Source organism: Blautia sp. aa_0143 (genome assembly GCF_004167315.1).
GTDB lineage: Bacteria > Bacillota > Clostridia > Lachnospirales > Lachnospiraceae > Blautia_A > Blautia_A fusiformis.
Genome location: NZ_RCXU01000018.1, coordinates 42360 through 59048, shown reverse-complemented (window position 1 = coordinate 59048; position 16689 = coordinate 42360). Strand labels below are relative to the sequence as shown.

Below are 16689 nucleotides of genomic sequence, written 5' to 3'. Positions count from 1 at the left end.
AGGAAGATGTCCGGATTGTTCCATCTTTTTTTAATGAAACATATGAAACCAAGATGAAACACATGAAACAAGATTGACATTCTATTTGTAACTTTGTACAATCAAAAATGTAGATAGCGATATTAAATCGTGCAAAATACTAAAAGAAATAAGGAATAAATCTCAAATAATAAGAAAAAATCACATAAGGAGATGAGACAATGGCAGGTACAATCAGAAAGGTTGCACAAATGGCACATGTGTCTCCAGCAACTGTTTCAAGATATTTTTCAGGACAGAATGTAGTGAGTGATGAATTATCCAGAAGAATTGAGGAGGCAGCTAATACGGTTGGTTATGTGCCAAATCATCCAACACGTAAGTCAGATGGTGTGATCGTAGTTCTGATTCCTAATCTGGAATTTGGATATTTCAGTGAATCTATAAAGGAGATTATCCGGCAGATGCCAAAATACAAATGTAGAGTGATATTTCTTCCTACATTTCCGGGAGATGATAGTTATAAGAGTATCCTGAAGGAATTGTATGTGATGGGAGTTATTTATCTGGAGGAGGAGATTGACCGTGAGGTGATACGATATATCCGGGCAAAGAATATCAAAGTGGTTATGCTGGGAGGCGCAGCTTTTGACAGCAGATGCGATATGGTACACATTAACGATATGATGGCTGCTTACGAGGGAATGAAATATCTTCTTGAAATGGGACACAGGGAGATACTGATTCTGACTGATCTTTCTACAAGCATCAGTTCAGGATTCCAGCGGTTAGTTGGCTGTAAGAAGGCAATGGAGGAATATGGACTTATGTTCAGTGATGACATGGCAGAATACGGTCAGCTTACCTTCGAAAAAGGCTATCGATCTATGAACAGTGCATTGCGAAAGAAAAAGAAGTTCACTGCAGTGTTTGCTTTTTCCGATGAGACTGCGGTAGGAGCAATTACAGCGCTAAATGAACATGGTTTGAAGGTTCCGGAAGATGTATCCGTTTTGGGATTTGATGGATTAAGTATATCAGAGCGGGTGGTTCCTAAACTTACTACGATTTATCAGCCACTGGATAAGATGGTGGAATGGACTCTTGAGATTTTGTGTAACAAAAGTAGAAACAGAGAAGAAAATATAGAGTATACACTACCCTATAAATTATTGGAAAGAGGAACTGTACTCAGAAGGGAGGAAATATAAAATGGGGGGGAAGAGCTTTAAAGATATTCTTTGGAAAATATTTAGATTTGTTTTCCTGGGATTTATGGCACTGATTTCAGTAGGACCATTAGTATGGATCGTGATGTCATCCTTTAAATCCAATAAGGAGATCCTATCATCTGCATTTGCACTGCCTACATCATTAAGCTTTAATGGGTATAAGGCTGCATTGGATTTGGCTCCAATTTTTAAGTTTTATGGAAACAGTGTTGTGATTTCTTTCACAAGTACCCTGCTAAATATCCTGATTGTTTCCATGGCTGCCTATGTGTTGGCCAGATATACGTTTAAGGGAAGTACCTTTATCACATTGCTTTTATCTGCGTCTCTTCTTGTACCTACTTCAGCACTTCTGATGCCAATCTATAAGATCATGATGGGAATCGGAATGTTTGATACAAGGTCAGGGCTTGTACTTGTGTATGCGGCACTGGGACTTCCTACTTCACTTTTCGTATTCAAAAGCTATTTTCAGGGTATCCCCAAGGAACTGGAAGAAGCTGCCTATATTGACGGAGCCGGGTTTTATCGGACATTCTTTGTAATTGTATTTCCATTGGCTAAATCAGGACTTGCAACAGGGGCAATTTTACAGTTCCTGACGTCATGGAATGAGTTCATGTTCGGACTCGTTCTTACCAAAAGCACAGAAGTAAGGACCCTTCCTCTTGCTCTGAATTATTTTACATCTCAGTTTTCGTTTAACTATACAGCGATGTTTGCGGCATTGACTATGGTAATTCTACCAAGTATCGTAATCTATGTATTGCTGCAGGAACAGGTTACTACCAGTATGGTAGCAGGATCTGTCAAAGGTTGAAGATGAAAATTTATAAATTATATAAAAGGAGGCAATTAATATGAAAACAAAAAAGGTGATGGCCACAGTATTGTCAGCAGTGACAGCATTATCCATGGCAGGAGGCATGGCCACAACAGTAAAAGCGGATGATGTGACAGAAATCACATTTCCTACATCCTGGGTTGGTGTCAGTGTTAATACAGAATGGTTCCAGGATCGTCTGGAAGCTTTTAATGAGGAGTACGGTGACAGTATCAAGGTCAATGTGGAAGAAATCGCAGGTGATCAGAACTATGTGGATAAGCTGAAAGTTCTGTATTCTTCCAATTCTCTTCCGGATACATTCAGTACAGGTGGATATAATCTGATTGATTCAATGAAGGATCAACTTGTCGACCTTACTGATTATGTAGATGATGACTGGAAAAAACTTGCAACTGATGCATGCTGGGATGTAAACTCCCGCGATGGTAAGATTTATGGAATTCCTTATACCAGACAGGTAATAGGATACTTCTACAACAAAGATCTCTTTGCTCAGGCAGGAATTGAGAAACCGGCAAAGACATGGGACGAGTTCTTTGAGCAGTGTGACAAGCTTCTGGATGCAGGCATTACACCGCTTTCCATGGATACTGCAGATTCCGGTTGGGTAACTTCACTGATGCTTGGTGCTATGATTGGTGAGAGCGATGAGGGAGAACAGTTTATGAATACCATGCTCCCGACAGATTATAATACAAAAGAATTTATCGATGCAGCAACCAGGATTCAGACCATGTTTCAGAAATATACAACTCCGGATGCAGTTGGTGGAAAATATGAGAATGCTGCAAGCAACTTCTTTATGGGACAGACAGCTATCATTGCAAATGGTCCTTGGATGATTAGCGATTTCTATGATACTTCTATGGTTGAAGATGGATTTGCAGATAAAGTCGGTACTGCAATGTATCCTGGTGATGTTATGTATAACAGTGGAAAAATTGGCTTTAATGTTGCTTCCAAGGATGAGAAAACACTGGATGCAACTCTTACATTTGTAAAATTCCTCACAAATGAGGAGAGCCAGCTTAAAATGCTTGAAATTACAGGCGATATTCCGGCTATGGAGGGTCTTACATCTGATAATGTAAAGCCACTTGTAAATGAAGTCATCGCAAACGGCGATAAAGCAGCGCACAGTATTAATGATTTCCAGAGCCTTTGGTATGCAAATGTAGTGGATGAGATCAGTATTCAGTATCCGCTTCTTGCGCAGGGTGAAATTACTCCGGAAGAGTTCGCACAGGCTCTTACAGACGCTGCACAGAAAAACTGATAATTATATGATTTCCGCGGCTTCGGCAGGACATACCTTCTTCTGAAGTCGCCGGAGGCTAAGAACAGACTGAAACAGGAGAGATGAGAAATGAAAGTTAAAAAATGGAAACTGGCAAGCTTTCTTTTGCCGTGTCTGCTCCTTTTTGCATTGATTTACCTGGCTCCGATGTGTATGGTGTTTGGAAGTTCATTTTTTGAATGGAAAGCAGGCGGTGTATTTAAATTTATTGGACTGGATAATTATATCAATGCTTTCCGGAACGACGCACGAATGCTTACAGCACTGAAGAATACGGGAATCTGGGTTGTGCTTCAGTCTGTTGTGCATGTGATGCTAGGAACTGTGATCGCGTTTATGCTTTCAAAAAGAAAAAAAGGTTGGAAAGTCCTCAGAACTATCTATATGATCCCGAATGTGGTATCTGCAGCGGCACTGGCTGTTATTTTCCTGAATGTATTTAATGCGCAGTATGGTATTATCAATTCTTTTGTAAAAACAGTAACCGGGAAACCATTTATGAAAAACTGGTTCTTTGATCAGAACAGTGCCTTTATCACAGTTACATGGAGCTGGCTTCTGTATACAGGAATGATCATCATTCTTGTGCTTGCAGGTGTTCTGTCCATTCCCGAGGATGTTGTGGAAGCGGCCAAGATCGATGGTGCTACAGACATGCAGATCAATATGAAGATTCGTCTCCCACTGATCCGTACTATTATTGGAACCTGTGAGATTCTGGCGGCAACCAGTATGCTGAGAGAATTTGAACTCATTTATCTGACAACCAACGGAGGGCCGGGAGATACAACACTGAATCTTCCACTATACCTGTACAAAACATCTATGACAGATAATAATTATGGTTATGCCAACATGATGGGAGTAATTCTTATTATTGCAGGGGTAATTGTAGTAAGTGCCATTAATCGGTTGTTTAAGATGAATGAGGCAGACTACTAAAAAGACAGAAAGAGGAGGAATTACAGATGAAAATAGCAGTAATCGGCGGTGGTGGAGTACGTTCCATGTTTTTGGCAAAAAGCCTTGCTCAGAGTAGTTTGGAATTGGGGATCAACCAAGTGATTTTTATGGATAATGATCCAAAGAAGCTTAATATCTATGGTAAAATGGCACAGCAGGTTGCAAAACGTCTGCAGCCAGACTTGCAGCTGGAACTTACCGGCGACCCTGTAGAAGCCATTAAAGATGCAGATTATATCATAACAACGATTCGTGTTGGAGAGGATGATATGCGTATCCAGGATGAACGAGTAGCTCTGAATCTGGGGGTTCTGGGGCAGGAAACTACCGGTGCGGCAGGGTTTTCTTTTGCTATGCGTTCTGTGCCGGCTCTGGTAAAATATTGTGAGCTTGCAAAAAAATACGCTTCTCCGGATGTAAAGATCTTTAACTTTACCAACCCAGCGGGAGTAGTATCTCAGACTCTGCGTGATATGGGATATGATTTTACCTATGGTATCTGCGATGCTCCAAGTAGTCTTCTCCATTCCTTTGCAAAAATGTATAAGGTTCCGCAAAATTCTGTGACGGGAGACTGCTATGGATTGAATCATCTTTCTTTTTTTGACAGTATTAAGCTGGATGGAAAAGAGATTTTGCCGGAGCTTTTAAAAGATGAAAGATTGTATACGGATACAGATATGCGTTTCTTTAAAAAAGATCTGGTAGAGCATATGGGATGTATTCTTAATGAATATTTGTATTATTTTTATTACAGAGAAGAAGCAGTTCAGCATATTTTGGATGCGGGTATCACCAGGGGAGAAGTGATCCGTGATGTGAATATCCATATGACGGAGGAACTGTCACACATGGATGTCGAAAATGATTTTGAAAACTGCCTGAAGGTTTATGATAAGTGGTATGGCAAACGTGAAGATGCTTATATGGCAAATGAGACCGGCGTATCCAGAGCAAAAGAACCCTATCATTTTGATGTTTATGCAAAGGATGATGGAGGCTATGCAGGTGTTGCCCTGAAATATATCCGTTCCAAATTAAGTGGAAAAGACAGTGAGATGATCCTTTGTGTACCGAATAACGGAGCAATTCCGGGACTCCTTAATACAGACATTGTGGAAGTTACATGTGATCTTAAAGATGGTGAGATGATTCCGCATAAAGTCCCAAATCCCGGGGAATTGCAGATGGAACTTATTCGCAGGGTGAAGATTTACGAAAGGCTGGCTTCTGAAGCAATCCGTACAAGAAGCATTAGTAAAGCAATTGACTGCCTTATGGTGCATCCTCTTGTCAATTCCTACTCACTGGCCAAGAAACTGGTGGAAACATATTTAGCCACAAATAAAGACTATATGGAGGAATGGAACTGATATGAGTTTTGTAGGTGGCGTAGGCTATTCCAATATTGATCTGATCTATTCTGGTCTTGATAGACTGCCTGATAAGGGAGAGGAGATTTTCGCCAGAGGATTTTCCATGCAGTTTGGTGGTGGGATTCCGGCTACCATGATCAATCTTTCAAGGCTTGGAGTTGAGTCCAGAATTATTACTTTTGCAGGGCATGATCTTTTTTCGGAATTTGTGAAAAAAACACTGAATAGCTATCCGGTAAAAACTGTGAATCTTTATAAAGGAAACAAGATGCCGGTGGTGCTGTCTTCCACCTTGCTATATTGTGGTGACAGAAGTTTTATTTCATATACAGACGGAATGGATCTTAATGATGCTGTTATGGATGAAGTTTATGAAAATCTGAAAGGTGCATATGTGGTAGATATGCATGTTGGATTTTTAGATGTGTATAAAAGACTGAAAAAAGATGGTTGTATCCAGATTTTTGATACGGGATGGGAAGATGATCTGACATTGGAAAAATACAAGGATTATCTGGAAATTGCAGATTATTATATTCCCAACCAGAAAGAGGCCATGAAGATTACAGGAACGTCCAGTGTGGAAGAGGCTGCTGACATTCTGTCGGAATTTTTTTCTGACGTGACGATCAAAATGGACAAGGAAGGGTGCCTGCTTAAAAATAAGGATGGAATAAAAATCATATCTTCTGTACAAAATGTAAAAGCTATTGATGCAACAGGAGCAGGAGATGCATTTATGAGTGGCTTTATTTATGGACTTTATCATCATTATCCAATTGAACAGTGCATTAAGTTTGGAAATGTAACAGGAAGTGCGTGTGTTCAGGGAATGGGCTGTATCAGCAATTTTGTCAATGAAGAACAGCTCTTGGAAATTGCGGGAACGCTAGAAGTCAGAGAACTTTGAAGAGGTGGAAAAAATTTATAATCTGTAACTGAAAAAGGTGTCTCTTATTTGTATATCAGGTAAGAGACATTTTTTTTATGCAAACATATACTAGCAGAGAACCAGTGTGCTTTCAGGCACAAAAAGGAGCCTCTGTTTATGAAAAATCATTCTTATATTTCCATGCAGCAGGATATGCCGGATCAGGGACAGCTGCAGGTGACGGTGCTGGACAGTGCCAGTAACCGTCCTGTGGAAAATGCTACAGTGCGGATCTCGTACACAGGAGTCCCGGATAATGTGATCGAAGAAATCCGTACGGATTCCTCCGGAAAAACGCCCATGCTGGAGCTGGCAGCTCCTCCACTGGAATACAGCATGAAACCGGTGGAGCAGCAGCCTTATGCAGAATATACAGTTCGGATCAGTGCAGAGGGTTTTACACCAAAAGAAGTTGCCGGGACAGAAGTTCTTCCCCATTCCATTGCCAGGCAGGGAGCATCCCTTAGCAGACAGCAGGGTAGTGGAGAGGACTATCAGCGGATCGTCATCGGACCCCATACGCTTTTTGGGGAATATCCTCCCAAAAATCCGGAAGCAGAGATCAAGCCGATAAATGAAACCGGAGAGATCGTATTAAACAAAGTGGTGGTCCCGGAGTATATCGTAGTCCACGACGGGCCAATAGGGGATACCTCTGCACAGGATTATTATGTAAGATATAAGGATTATATCAAAAACGTGGCCAGCAGTGAGATCTACGCAACTTGGCCGGAGGACACGATACGTGCCAATGTTCTGGCAATCATGTCGTTTACTCTGAACAGAGTTTATACAGAGTGGTACCGAAATAAGGGTTATGATTTCACCATTACATCCTCCACAGCATACGACCACAAATGGATCCATGGCAGGAATATTTTTGAGAGTATCGACCGGATCGTGGATGAACTTTTTGAAAACTACCTTTCCAGACCGGATGTACGTCAGCCGATCCTGACCCAGTACTGTGACGGACGCCAGGTGCAGTGCAGGAATCGGGGATGGATGACCCAGTGGGGAAGCAAAGCTCTGGGAGATCAGGGATATTCCGCCATTGAGATCCTGCGGAGCTTCTATGGAAACGATATGTATATCAATGTGGCGGAAGCAGTTTCCGGGATTCCCGCATCCTGGCCGGGATATGACCTGACTATCGGTGTTACCGGAGAAAAGGTACAGCAGATCCAGGAACAGCTTAATGCCATAGCAAAAGCCTATCCTGCCATCCCGTCAGTGACTGTGGATGGTATTTATGGTCCGGCTACCGCTGCATCTGTAAAAAAATTCCAGAATATATTCGGGCTTCCTGCATCCGGAGTGGTGGATTATCCAACCTGGTATAAGATACAGGACATTTATGTAGCAGTGACCAGGATAGCGGAGCTGCAGTAAATATAAAAATAATAAAAATGTTCTTGGCCATTTTCGGAGTGATCTGATCGGGGCTGAGGTGTAATGCGTGAACATGATTTCAGAAAAAATATTTGACGTTTTAGAATAAACCAAGTATAATGGCTGTTTGTATCTTTGAACGTAAATTGTAAAGAGATTGCGTTTATGAGCATGTGAAAAAAGCGAAATGAGAATGTCTGCTTTACAAAAGGAGTGATGAAAATGACATTTTATCAGGAACTGCAGTTAAGCTCAACCGGATCAAAACAGCTGATCAGAAATACCACAGACAAAAAGGAGAAAAGAAGGCATATTCTGATCTATAATTTTAAAGTGTATCTTGTCATGGCATTTTGTGTGGCGGTTGTGACATTGTACAGTAAGATAACCGGCAATGACAACAGTGTTGTAGGTGTAACCGTACTGCTGGCAGTGCTGGTTTTAAGACAGGCGGATTTCGGGATCCGGACGTCCCACGGATTGTTGTCCATTGCCGGGATTTTCTGTATTCTGATCGCAGGACCGAGATTATCCAATATGGTTTCACCGGTACCGGCATTTTTTGTTAATGCGATAAGCATCCTGTTACTGATGATCCTGGGATGCCATAATGTAATTATGTATAACCATTCCACATTTGTTCTCGGATATCTGCTTCTGATGGGATATGACGTAACCGGAAAGGCGTATCTGCTTCGTGTAGAGGGGCTTTTGGCCGGAATGGTTCTCTGCATGGTAGTTTTTTATAAGAATCAGAAAAACCGCCCGTATCGCAGGACATTTCTGGACCTGTTCCGGGAATTTGACCTGCATTCTGCAAGAGGCAGGTGGTATTTAAGACTGACGCTGATCGTTTCCAGCGCTATGCTGATCATGTCTCTTTTGAGACTTCCAAGAGCAATGTGGGCCGGAATTGCCTGCATGTCCGTGTGCTTGCCGTTTACCGAGGACTGCAAGGGAAGAGCCGGAAAAAGGGGGATGTTCAATATCGTTGGATGTATTTTGTTTGCAGTGCTTTATCTGATACTTCCGGAATCTATGTATCCCTATATTGGAATGATCGGAGGAATCGGTGTGGGATATTCCGCAGGTTATGCGTGGCAGACTGCATTTAATACATTTGGAGCACTGTCCATTGCATCAGGACTGTTTGGAATGCCGGCAGCAGTGCTGCTCCGTATTGGAGCCAATGTATTTAGTTCAATTTATACTATGCTCGCAAATAAGCTTGGGGATAAGCTTGTGCAGCATATGTGGGTACGAAAGAGTGCAGAAATCTGAGATATTGCCCTGAAAAAAGTTTTGCCGTATAATGGGTAATAGCATAACAGCCTGGATATTACCGGGCCGACAGAGGAGAAGATTATGTACGAAGAAACAACAGAAAAACTGCTGGAATTTATCAGTAAAAGTCCTACAGCCTTTCAGGCGGCAGAGGAAACAAGAAGACGTTTTTTGGAGGAAGGCTTTACAGAATTGAAGGAAGAGGAGCGCTGGGAGCTGGAAAAGGGCGGAAAATATTTTGTCATGAGAAATCATTCCGCGATCATCGGATTTTCCATTCCTGTCAATGACTGCAGGAGATATCATATCATTGCAAGTCACAGTGACTCCCCGTCTTTTAAAATAAAAGAAAATCCGGAGATGTCTGTAAACGGAGCTTATGTGAAGCTGAATGTGGAGCGGTACGGAGGAATGATCCTTTCTACCTGGTTTGACCGTCCCCTTTCTGTGGCAGGCCGCATGATCGTCCACAAAAACGGAAAAATTCTGGAAAAGCTTGTAGATATTGACAGAGATCTGGTCATGATCCCGAGCCTTGCGATCCATATGAACCGAGATATTAACGGAGGCTATCATTATAATGTCCAGAAGGATATGCTTCCATTGTACAGTGGCAGTGGCGAAAAAGGAAACTTCTTGCGGATGCTGGCAGAAGAGGCAGAGATCCGTCCGGAGGATATCCTGGGCCATGATCTGTTTCTCTATAACCGGATGCCCGGAACGATCTGGGGATCCAGGAATGAATTTGTTTCCAGTCCAAGATTAGATGATCTGCAGTGTGCTTTCGCTTCAATGGAAGGCTTTCTTCAGGCAGATAAGAAGAAGGTCATTGCAGTCCACTGTGTACTGGATAATGAAGAAGTGGGAAGCACTACCAGGCAGGGAGCTGCATCCACATTTCTTAAAGATGTACTGTTTCGTATCAATCTGGCCCTTGGCGGAGATCAGGAAAGTTATCTGATGGCCCTTGCAGAGAGCTTTATGATCTCTGCGGACAATGCACATGCATTACATCCGAATTATACAGACAAGGCAGATCCTGTAAACCGTCCGGTGATGAATGGTGGAATCGTGATCAAATATAATGCCAATCAGAAATATTGTACCGATGGGATTTCCACAGCAATCTTTAAGGAACTCTGCAGAGAGGCAGATGTGCCATATCAGACATTTGTGAACCGTTCTGATATTGCCGGTGGTTCCACTCTGGGAAATATTTCCAATACCCAGGCAGCCATAAATACGGTCGATATCGGTTTGCCGCAGCTGGCGATGCATTCCGCTTATGAAACAGCTGGAGTGAAAGATACGGAAAGCCTGATCCGTGCGGCAAAGGTATTTTACAGGTGATATCGGAGGACAGGAAAATGAGCAGAAAAGCAGTATTTTTTGATGCGGACGGAACAGTCTGTGATATGAAAAAAGGAGTGCCGGACAGTGCCATAGAAGCCATCCGTGCGCTGGTAGATAACGGACATGAAGCGTGGCTCTGCACAGGAAGAAGTCGTGCGTTTGTATCCTGGTATCTGGAGCAGATCCCTTTTACGGGAATGATCAGTGCCTGCGGATCCACCATTGAGAAGGACGGGAAGAGACTTTTTAATAAAGAGATGACGCCGGAGGTTGCAAAGCTTTCTGTGGAGGTTCTCAGAAAATACGGACTGATCCCGGTAATGGAAGGCGCGGATTTTATGTATTATGACAAAGAGGAGTATACCGATGAAGTGAACTGGTATGCCAGTCTGATCACAGAATCCCTGGGCGATAAATGGAGGCCTATCCGTGGAAATGAGGATTGTATGCGGATCAATAAGATCAGTGCAAAAATGACTGAGGGATGTGATGCGGAGGCAGCGTTATCCATTTTATCAGAATACTATGATATCATCCGCCATGAAGGCAGCAGTTCGTTTGTGGGAAATACCATTGAACTGGTGCCAAAGGGCTTTAACAAGGCTGTTGGGATCGCAGCTGTGATCCGCCTGTTTGATATTCCGTGGGAGAATACCGTTGTTTTTGGAGACAGCAACAATGATCTTGCCATGTTTGAATACGCTGCAACAAAGGTTGCCATGGGAAATGCTTCTCCGAAGATCAAAGAACTGGCAGATTATGTTACGTCTGATATGTTCCACTACGGCATTCGGGATGGCTTGAAATATCTGAAGCTGATCTGAGAAAATGCTTCGTTTGTTTTGTAGGCTATGAGATTGTAAGAACAGAAACATCCACATCAGAAATGATAGCTTTATGTGAATATGCTTTTATAAAAAAATGCTGTAAGAACCAGAAATCATAGTTCTTACAGCTTTTTATGTTACAGATTTTTCCGGGTAGATAATATGCAGAAGCTGCAATATCAGATCAGTCCCAGACCTTTGCAGATAAACAGCCAGAGTGTCAGGGTAAAGGCACTGAATAATGTGGTAAGAAGCACGACTCCCGAAGAAAAAGAGCCCTCATGTCCCATGTTTTTTGCCATGACAAAGCAGGTAACGGTGCTGGCAGAACCCAGCATGATAATGATGGAAACCAGCTTGTCCTTTGTAAAACCGCAACGGATGGCAAGAGGAAGAAAAAGTGCTTCATAACCGACAAGTTTCATAAATGTACAGGCAACAGATGCTTTCAGCCGGGAAAAGGCTTTTCCGAAGTGCAGAGATCCGCCCATAGCCATGAGGCCAAGAGGAGTGGCGGTTTTTGCAAGATTGCCTGCCGTAGAGTCCAGGATCTTCGGAAATGGAAGACGAAGAAGGGACCAGAGTGTACCGGCTGCAATGCCGAGAATGATGGGATTGGTGACAATTCCCTTTAAAGTGCGCTTCAGAACGGTACCATCTATTTTTCCCTGACCTGGTTTAAAGACAGAGAGAACTACAACAGCCATTACATTGTAAAGAGGGACGCTGGCAATGATCATCAGTGGTGCCATACCTGCATTTCCGTAAAGGTTCTGGATAATGGCGATACCAAGGATCGCTGCGCTGCTGCGGTAGGATGCCTGGATAAACTCGCCCCGGATATCGGAAGGGTGGAGAAAACGGGACAGGAGCACGGAGATCATAATACTGAGCGATGTGATCGCAAAACAGAAAAGAATCATCTTGGGATCCCAGGCCTCATAGATATCGATTTTAGCGATGTCCTGAAACAGAAGCACAGGCAGGGGGATGACAAACACAAATTTGTTCATACGATTGACAAATGTTTCATCAAACAGTCCGATCCTCCGGAAAAAATATCCCAGGAGCAGTGTAAGAAAGATGGGCACGGTAACATTCAGACAGAAAATAAGATTGTCCATAAAAGAAAGCCTCCCTGTGGTAAAATTTCTCTGTTTATTATATCCAAACTACGAAAATTGTCAAACGAGGTATACGGGACTGGAGATTTCTGGTATGATAAAAAGTGTTGCGAAGAAAGCAGCACAGGGGTTGAGAAGGAGAAAGGAAAGAAAATGAGATACGGAAAAATACGGATCGAAGATGGCTTTTTTGTGTTTACCAGACATATGATGCTCAACAGTCTTCCGTGTAAAGATATTCTCTGGGCGTACATGCGCCGTGAGGGAACCGATAAAACCGGTGAAAAGCAGCTGATCATCAATTATCTGGTGATCATAACCAGACGTCAGAAGCGTTATAAATTTGATATGACAGAGCAGGAGGTACAGGATTGCCTTCAGCTTCTTAAAGTACTGAATCCGGATCTTGCGGTTGGTTTTCCAAAAGGAAGCAGGCTTCCGCTTCAGAATCTTCCGAATACAAGAGATCTGGGTGCATTGATGACAGTAGACGGTTCGCATATTCTTCCCAGAAAGCTTTTGCGCAGCGGAGAAATCTATCATGCTTCTGCTGCAGACAACCGGATCCTTTCAGAAGAATATAATGTAAAAACAGTGATCGATTTCAGGTCAGCTGCAGAAGTAAAGAAAAAACCGGATGATATCATGGCAGGAGTGGAGTATTATCACATTCCAATCCGGGATGAGGACAGCAGTGGAAACAGCTTTTTTGAACATGTGATGTCCTGCTATGGTGATGTAGACCGGTATATGCAGGACTGGTACCGGAATTTCGTTACGGATGAGTATTCTCTGAAGCAGTATGCACGTTTTCTGGATGTCCTGCTTCATGTAAAGAATGGAGCTGTTGTTTTTCACAGTGCCACAGGAGAAGACCGGACAGGAGTCGGAACAGCACTTTTGCTCTTTGCTTTGGGTGTACCTAAGGAAACGATACGAAGGGATTATATGCGGTCGAATCCATGTCTGGAAGATGAACTGAAATATATGCGCAGGCTTTACCGGGCAGACTGGCCGGAAAACAGCCGGAAGCTTGCAGATCTGAAAGCCTTCTATCAGGTGAAGGAGTCTTATATCAATACAGTTTTTGATGTCATCGAAAAAGAAAACGGAGGAATTGAAAGATTCCTTCGGAAAAAACTCTATCTGACACCAAAGGCATCCGAGGAGCTTAAGAAAAAATATCTGATCTGAGGATAAAAGCATTTCTTATCAGCCTGAAGGGATTTTGCAGGAAATTTTGATTGACAAAATTTTCGAAGTTGTTATAATGGTAAGAAAGCAAGGGTTTATTAGATTAAAGCGTTAACTGACGAAGTCGGTTTTCTATACATAAAAGTGTTGAAAGCAGGTGTATTATGGAAAAGAGAATACTATCCATCCTTGTGGATAATACCTCCGGAGTCCTTAGCCGTGTGGCTGGTCTTTTCAGCCGCCGTGGATATAATATTGACAGCATTACCGCAGGAGTGACTGCAGATCAGAGATATTCCCGTATGACAGTTGTCTGTGAGGGAGATGATCAGATGCTCCAGCAGATCACTAAGCAGCTGGCGAAGCAGGAAGATGTACGGGATGTTAAGGTCCTTGAACAGGACGACAGCGTTGCTCGTGAGCTGATGCTCGTCAAGGTTGCTGTGAAGCCGGAACAGAGACAGGGAGCTCTTTCTGTTGCAGATATCTTCCGTGCCAAGGTGGTGGATGTAAGTAAGGATTCTCTTATTATGGAGATGACCGGAAGCCAGAACAAGCTGCAGGCGTTTGTGGAGCTGATGGCTGACTATGAGATCCTTGAGCTTGCAAGAACGGGAATCACAGGTCTGTCACGAGGCAGTGACGATGTCCGGTACCTGTAAAAATAAAAATTTTTACATATGTTTGCTAGGAGAGTAGCTACTCTCTTAACGATAAATAATTTTTATGAAGAAGATGTTGTAAACATCAGAGGAGGAAAGTAAAATGGCAAATAAGATTTTTTACCAGGAAGACTGTAATCTCGGATTATTAGATGGTAAGACAATTGCGATTATTGGATACGGAAGCCAGGGACATGCACATGCACTGAACCTTAAAGAGTCCGGATGTAATGTAATCATCGGTCTTTACAAAGGAAGCAAATCATGGAAAAAAGCTGAGGAGCAGGGCTTCGAGGTATATACATCTGCTGAAGCAGCTAAAAAAGCAGATATCATCATGATCCTGATCAACGATGAGAAACAGGCTGCACTTTACAAGAAGGATATCGAGCCGAACCTTGAGGAAGGCAACATGCTTATGTTCGCTCATGGCTTCAACATTCATTTCGGATGCATCAAACCACCAGCATATGTTGATGTTACAATGATCGCGCCGAAAGGACCTGGACATACAGTAAGAAGCGAGTATCAGGCTGGTAAAGGTGTTCCTTGTCTGATCGCTGTAGAGCAGGATGCTACAGGTAAAGCTCAGGATATCGCACTTGCATATGCACTTGGAATCGGCGGAGCAAGAGCTGGTGTTCTTGAGACAACATTCCGTACAGAGACAGAGACAGACCTCTTCGGTGAGCAGGCTGTACTTTGCGGTGGTGTTTGCGCACTTATGCAGGCCGGTTTCGAGACACTTGTTGAAGCTGGTTATGACCCAAGAAACGCATACTTCGAGTGTATCCATGAGATGAAACTGATCGTTGACCTGATCTACCAGTCAGGATTCGCCGGAATGAGATATTCTATCTCCAATACAGCTGAGTATGGCGATTACATCACAGGACCGAAGATCATCACAGAGGATACAAAGAAAGCAATGAAGAAAGTTCTTTCCGATATCCAGGATGGTACATTCGCAAAAGAGTTCTTACTCGACATGTCCGATGCAGGTGCACAGGTACACTTCAAGGCTATGAGAAAATTAGCTTCTGAGCATCAGTCTGAGAAAGTCGGCGAAGAGATCCGTAAACTCTACAGCTGGAACGGCGAGGATAAGCTTATTAATAACTAAGCAAAATTTATTGCAGGTGCAATAAATTTTGCGCTACTCGAACGAAGCGCAGCGAAGTTTGAGTCAAAAAAGTCACACACGTAATACAGTGGTAGGAAACTTTTTTGAAATTTAAAATTCCCATCTGGTCGCAATGATCAGATGGGAATTTTTTTTACATTCCTTTATTTATCCGGATGCTCTGTTTCATCATCAAAAAATGGCGCGATCAAAGCCGAATCAGCATCTTTCTGTCTGCATACAAACCCGATCTCACGCAGCGGAAAAGAAAATCCTACCGGTACTTCCACCAGAGTTCCTTCTTCAAGCTCTTTTTTTACAAAATCACGGATCACACATGCAATCCCAAGACCAATTTCCGCAAACTGGATCAGAAGATCCATAGTTGTTACTTCCAGAATATGACTTAATTCCACATGATGTTCTTTCAGCTGAGTGTTTACGGTCTGACGTGTAATATTGTCCTCATCTAACATCATGAAAGTTGCTGCCTGGATCAGAGGTTCATCCGGATAGAGCTTTTTCTGATTTTCCAGATACTGCTGTGTACAGACAAAGGTATCCTGGATTTTCAAAAGAGGCTGAAAATAATATCCCCGAAGCTTCTGCGGCCGTCCGATGAGTCCCAGATCGATTTTTTCCTCATCCAGAAGCTGTAGCGTCTGATAAGTAGACTGGCAGGAAATTGTGATACGTACATGAGGAAAACGTGCAATATAGTTTTCCAGGTGGGAGAGCAGTACATATCTGGTAAGAGTAGAACTGGCGCCCAGACGCAGCTTTGGAATGTCCCGGGAACGGTTATGGCGAATGGAATTTTCTCCTTCATCCAGAAGTGAAAGAGCTTCTTTTACTTTTTCAAAAAGAAGCTCACCGTCCGGGGTCAGAGTGACACCCCGGGAACTGCGTTTAAAAAGAACGGTATCCAGATTCTGCTCCAGCTTCTGGATCGCCTTGCTGATAGCAGGCTGACTGATATAAAGGTCCCGGGAACTGTGGGAGATACTGCCGGTACGTGCTACCGTATAAAAAATATGATAAAGAGACAGATTATCCTGCATGCAAAACCTTCCTTTCGAAAAATAGTAAGGTAATAAAAAAATCC

15 protein-coding genes are annotated in these 16689 nt (G+C 42.8%); 13 read left to right on the top strand and 2 right to left on the bottom strand.

Features of this window, described 5'->3' with window-relative positions; all coding sequences use genetic code 11:
* Nucleotides 1-200: 200 nt before the first annotated feature.
* The 10 genes from EAI83_RS10525 (at nucleotide 201) to EAI83_RS10480 (ending at nucleotide 11478) form a co-directional block, all read left to right on the top strand.
* Nucleotides 201-1190, top strand: coding sequence for a LacI family DNA-binding transcriptional regulator (locus EAI83_RS10525; RefSeq protein WP_021652946.1), 990 nt, complete (start codon nucleotides 201-203; stop codon nucleotides 1188-1190).
* A 1-nt stretch (nucleotide 1191) separates the two neighbouring features.
* Complete coding sequence (locus EAI83_RS10520) at nucleotides 1192-2031, top strand: carbohydrate ABC transporter permease (protein WP_021652945.1); 840 nt, start codon at nucleotides 1192-1194, stop codon at nucleotides 2029-2031.
* Between the two features lie 40 nt (nucleotides 2032-2071).
* Complete coding sequence (locus EAI83_RS10515) at nucleotides 2072-3334, top strand: ABC transporter substrate-binding protein (RefSeq protein WP_021652944.1); 1263 nt, start codon at nucleotides 2072-2074, stop codon at nucleotides 3332-3334.
* Between the two features lie 90 nt (nucleotides 3335-3424).
* On the top strand, nucleotides 3425-4297 hold the full coding sequence (locus EAI83_RS10510) for a carbohydrate ABC transporter permease (RefSeq protein ID WP_110103627.1): 873 nt from the start codon (nucleotides 3425-3427) through the stop codon (nucleotides 4295-4297).
* Between the two features lie 26 nt (nucleotides 4298-4323).
* Nucleotides 4324-5691, top strand: coding sequence for a family 4 glycosyl hydrolase (locus EAI83_RS10505; protein ID WP_021652942.1), 1368 nt, complete (start codon nucleotides 4324-4326; stop codon nucleotides 5689-5691).
* A 1-nt stretch (nucleotide 5692) separates the two neighbouring features.
* Entirely contained in the window at nucleotides 5693-6604 is a 912-nt protein-coding gene (locus EAI83_RS10500; RefSeq protein WP_021652941.1) for a carbohydrate kinase family protein, read from the top strand.
* Nucleotides 6605-6742: 138 nt separating this feature from the next.
* Nucleotides 6743-8017: a peptidoglycan-binding protein gene (locus EAI83_RS10495; RefSeq protein ID WP_129975343.1), complete on the top strand. Its 1275-nt coding sequence runs from the start codon at nucleotides 6743-6745 to the stop codon at nucleotides 8015-8017.
* A 222-nt stretch (nucleotides 8018-8239) separates the two neighbouring features.
* Nucleotides 8240-9298 (top strand): FUSC family protein, encoded by a 1059-nt coding sequence (locus EAI83_RS10490; protein ID WP_129975341.1) that lies wholly within the window; start codon nucleotides 8240-8242, stop codon nucleotides 9296-9298.
* An 84-nt stretch (nucleotides 9299-9382) separates the two neighbouring features.
* Nucleotides 9383-10651 (top strand): M18 family aminopeptidase, encoded by a 1269-nt coding sequence (locus tag EAI83_RS10485; RefSeq protein ID WP_129975339.1) that lies wholly within the window; start codon nucleotides 9383-9385, stop codon nucleotides 10649-10651.
* Nucleotides 10652-10668: 17 nt separating this feature from the next.
* A complete protein-coding gene (locus EAI83_RS10480; RefSeq protein ID WP_015526778.1) occupies nucleotides 10669-11478 on the top strand; it encodes a Cof-type HAD-IIB family hydrolase in 810 nt (269 codons plus the stop codon).
* A 182-nt stretch (nucleotides 11479-11660) separates the two neighbouring features.
* Here the strand turns inward: EAI83_RS10480 and EAI83_RS10475 are convergent, their stop codons facing one another.
* Nucleotides 11661-12605 (bottom strand): AEC family transporter, encoded by a 945-nt coding sequence (locus EAI83_RS10475; RefSeq protein ID WP_022426519.1) that lies wholly within the window; start codon nucleotides 12603-12605, stop codon nucleotides 11661-11663.
* 153 nt (nucleotides 12606-12758) lie between these two features.
* Between EAI83_RS10475 and EAI83_RS10470 the strand changes: the two genes are divergently transcribed.
* The 3 genes from EAI83_RS10470 (at nucleotide 12759) to ilvC (ending at nucleotide 15584) form a co-directional block, all read left to right on the top strand.
* Nucleotides 12759-13799 carry a tyrosine-protein phosphatase gene (locus EAI83_RS10470; RefSeq protein WP_118609078.1) on the top strand — a complete coding sequence of 347 codons (1041 nt, stop codon included), beginning with the start codon at nucleotides 12759-12761 and terminating at the stop codon, nucleotides 13797-13799.
* 164 nt (nucleotides 13800-13963) lie between these two features.
* Nucleotides 13964-14461 carry an acetolactate synthase small subunit gene (gene ilvN / locus EAI83_RS10465; protein WP_021652933.1) on the top strand — a complete coding sequence of 166 codons (498 nt, stop codon included), beginning with the start codon at nucleotides 13964-13966 and terminating at the stop codon, nucleotides 14459-14461.
* Nucleotides 14462-14564: 103 nt separating this feature from the next.
* Nucleotides 14565-15584 (top strand): ketol-acid reductoisomerase, encoded by a 1020-nt coding sequence (gene ilvC, locus EAI83_RS10460; protein ID WP_059086364.1) that lies wholly within the window; start codon nucleotides 14565-14567, stop codon nucleotides 15582-15584.
* Between the two features lie 164 nt (nucleotides 15585-15748).
* Here ilvC and EAI83_RS10455 read toward each other — a convergent pair whose 3' ends face one another.
* Nucleotides 15749-16645 (bottom strand): LysR family transcriptional regulator, encoded by an 897-nt coding sequence (locus EAI83_RS10455; RefSeq protein WP_021652931.1) that lies wholly within the window; start codon nucleotides 16643-16645, stop codon nucleotides 15749-15751.
* Nucleotides 16646-16689: the final 44 nt, after the last annotated feature.

Bases quoted from the DNA above. Each gene is read 5' to 3' on its own strand.
- EAI83_RS10455 (WP_021652931.1), bottom strand. From the start codon at position 16,645: ATGCAGGATAATCTGTCTCTTTATCATATTTTTTATACGGTAGCACGT.
- EAI83_RS10515 (WP_021652944.1), top strand. From the start codon at position 2,072: ATGAAAACAAAAAAGGTGATGGCCACAGTATTGTCAGCAGTGACAGCA.
- EAI83_RS10480 (WP_015526778.1), top strand. From the start codon at position 10,669: ATGAGCAGAAAAGCAGTATTTTTTGATGCGGACGGAACAGTCTGTGAT.
- ilvC (WP_059086364.1), top strand. From the start codon at position 14,565: ATGGCAAATAAGATTTTTTACCAGGAAGACTGTAATCTCGGATTATTA.
- EAI83_RS10510 (WP_110103627.1), top strand. From the start codon at position 3,425: ATGAAAGTTAAAAAATGGAAACTGGCAAGCTTTCTTTTGCCGTGTCTG.
- EAI83_RS10495 (WP_129975343.1), top strand. From the start codon at position 6,743: ATGAAAAATCATTCTTATATTTCCATGCAGCAGGATATGCCGGATCAG.
- EAI83_RS10485 (WP_129975339.1), top strand. From the start codon at position 9,383: ATGTACGAAGAAACAACAGAAAAACTGCTGGAATTTATCAGTAAAAGT.
- EAI83_RS10500 (WP_021652941.1), top strand. From the start codon at position 5,693: ATGAGTTTTGTAGGTGGCGTAGGCTATTCCAATATTGATCTGATCTAT.
- EAI83_RS10520 (WP_021652945.1), top strand. From the start codon at position 1,192: ATGGGGGGGAAGAGCTTTAAAGATATTCTTTGGAAAATATTTAGATTT.
- EAI83_RS10475 (WP_022426519.1), bottom strand. From the start codon at position 12,605: ATGGACAATCTTATTTTCTGTCTGAATGTTACCGTGCCCATCTTTCTT.
- EAI83_RS10505 (WP_021652942.1), top strand. From the start codon at position 4,324: ATGAAAATAGCAGTAATCGGCGGTGGTGGAGTACGTTCCATGTTTTTG.
- ilvN (WP_021652933.1), top strand. From the start codon at position 13,964: ATGGAAAAGAGAATACTATCCATCCTTGTGGATAATACCTCCGGAGTC.
- EAI83_RS10525 (WP_021652946.1), top strand. From the start codon at position 201: ATGGCAGGTACAATCAGAAAGGTTGCACAAATGGCACATGTGTCTCCA.
- EAI83_RS10490 (WP_129975341.1), top strand. From the start codon at position 8,240: ATGACATTTTATCAGGAACTGCAGTTAAGCTCAACCGGATCAAAACAG.
- EAI83_RS10470 (WP_118609078.1), top strand. From the start codon at position 12,759: ATGAGATACGGAAAAATACGGATCGAAGATGGCTTTTTTGTGTTTACC.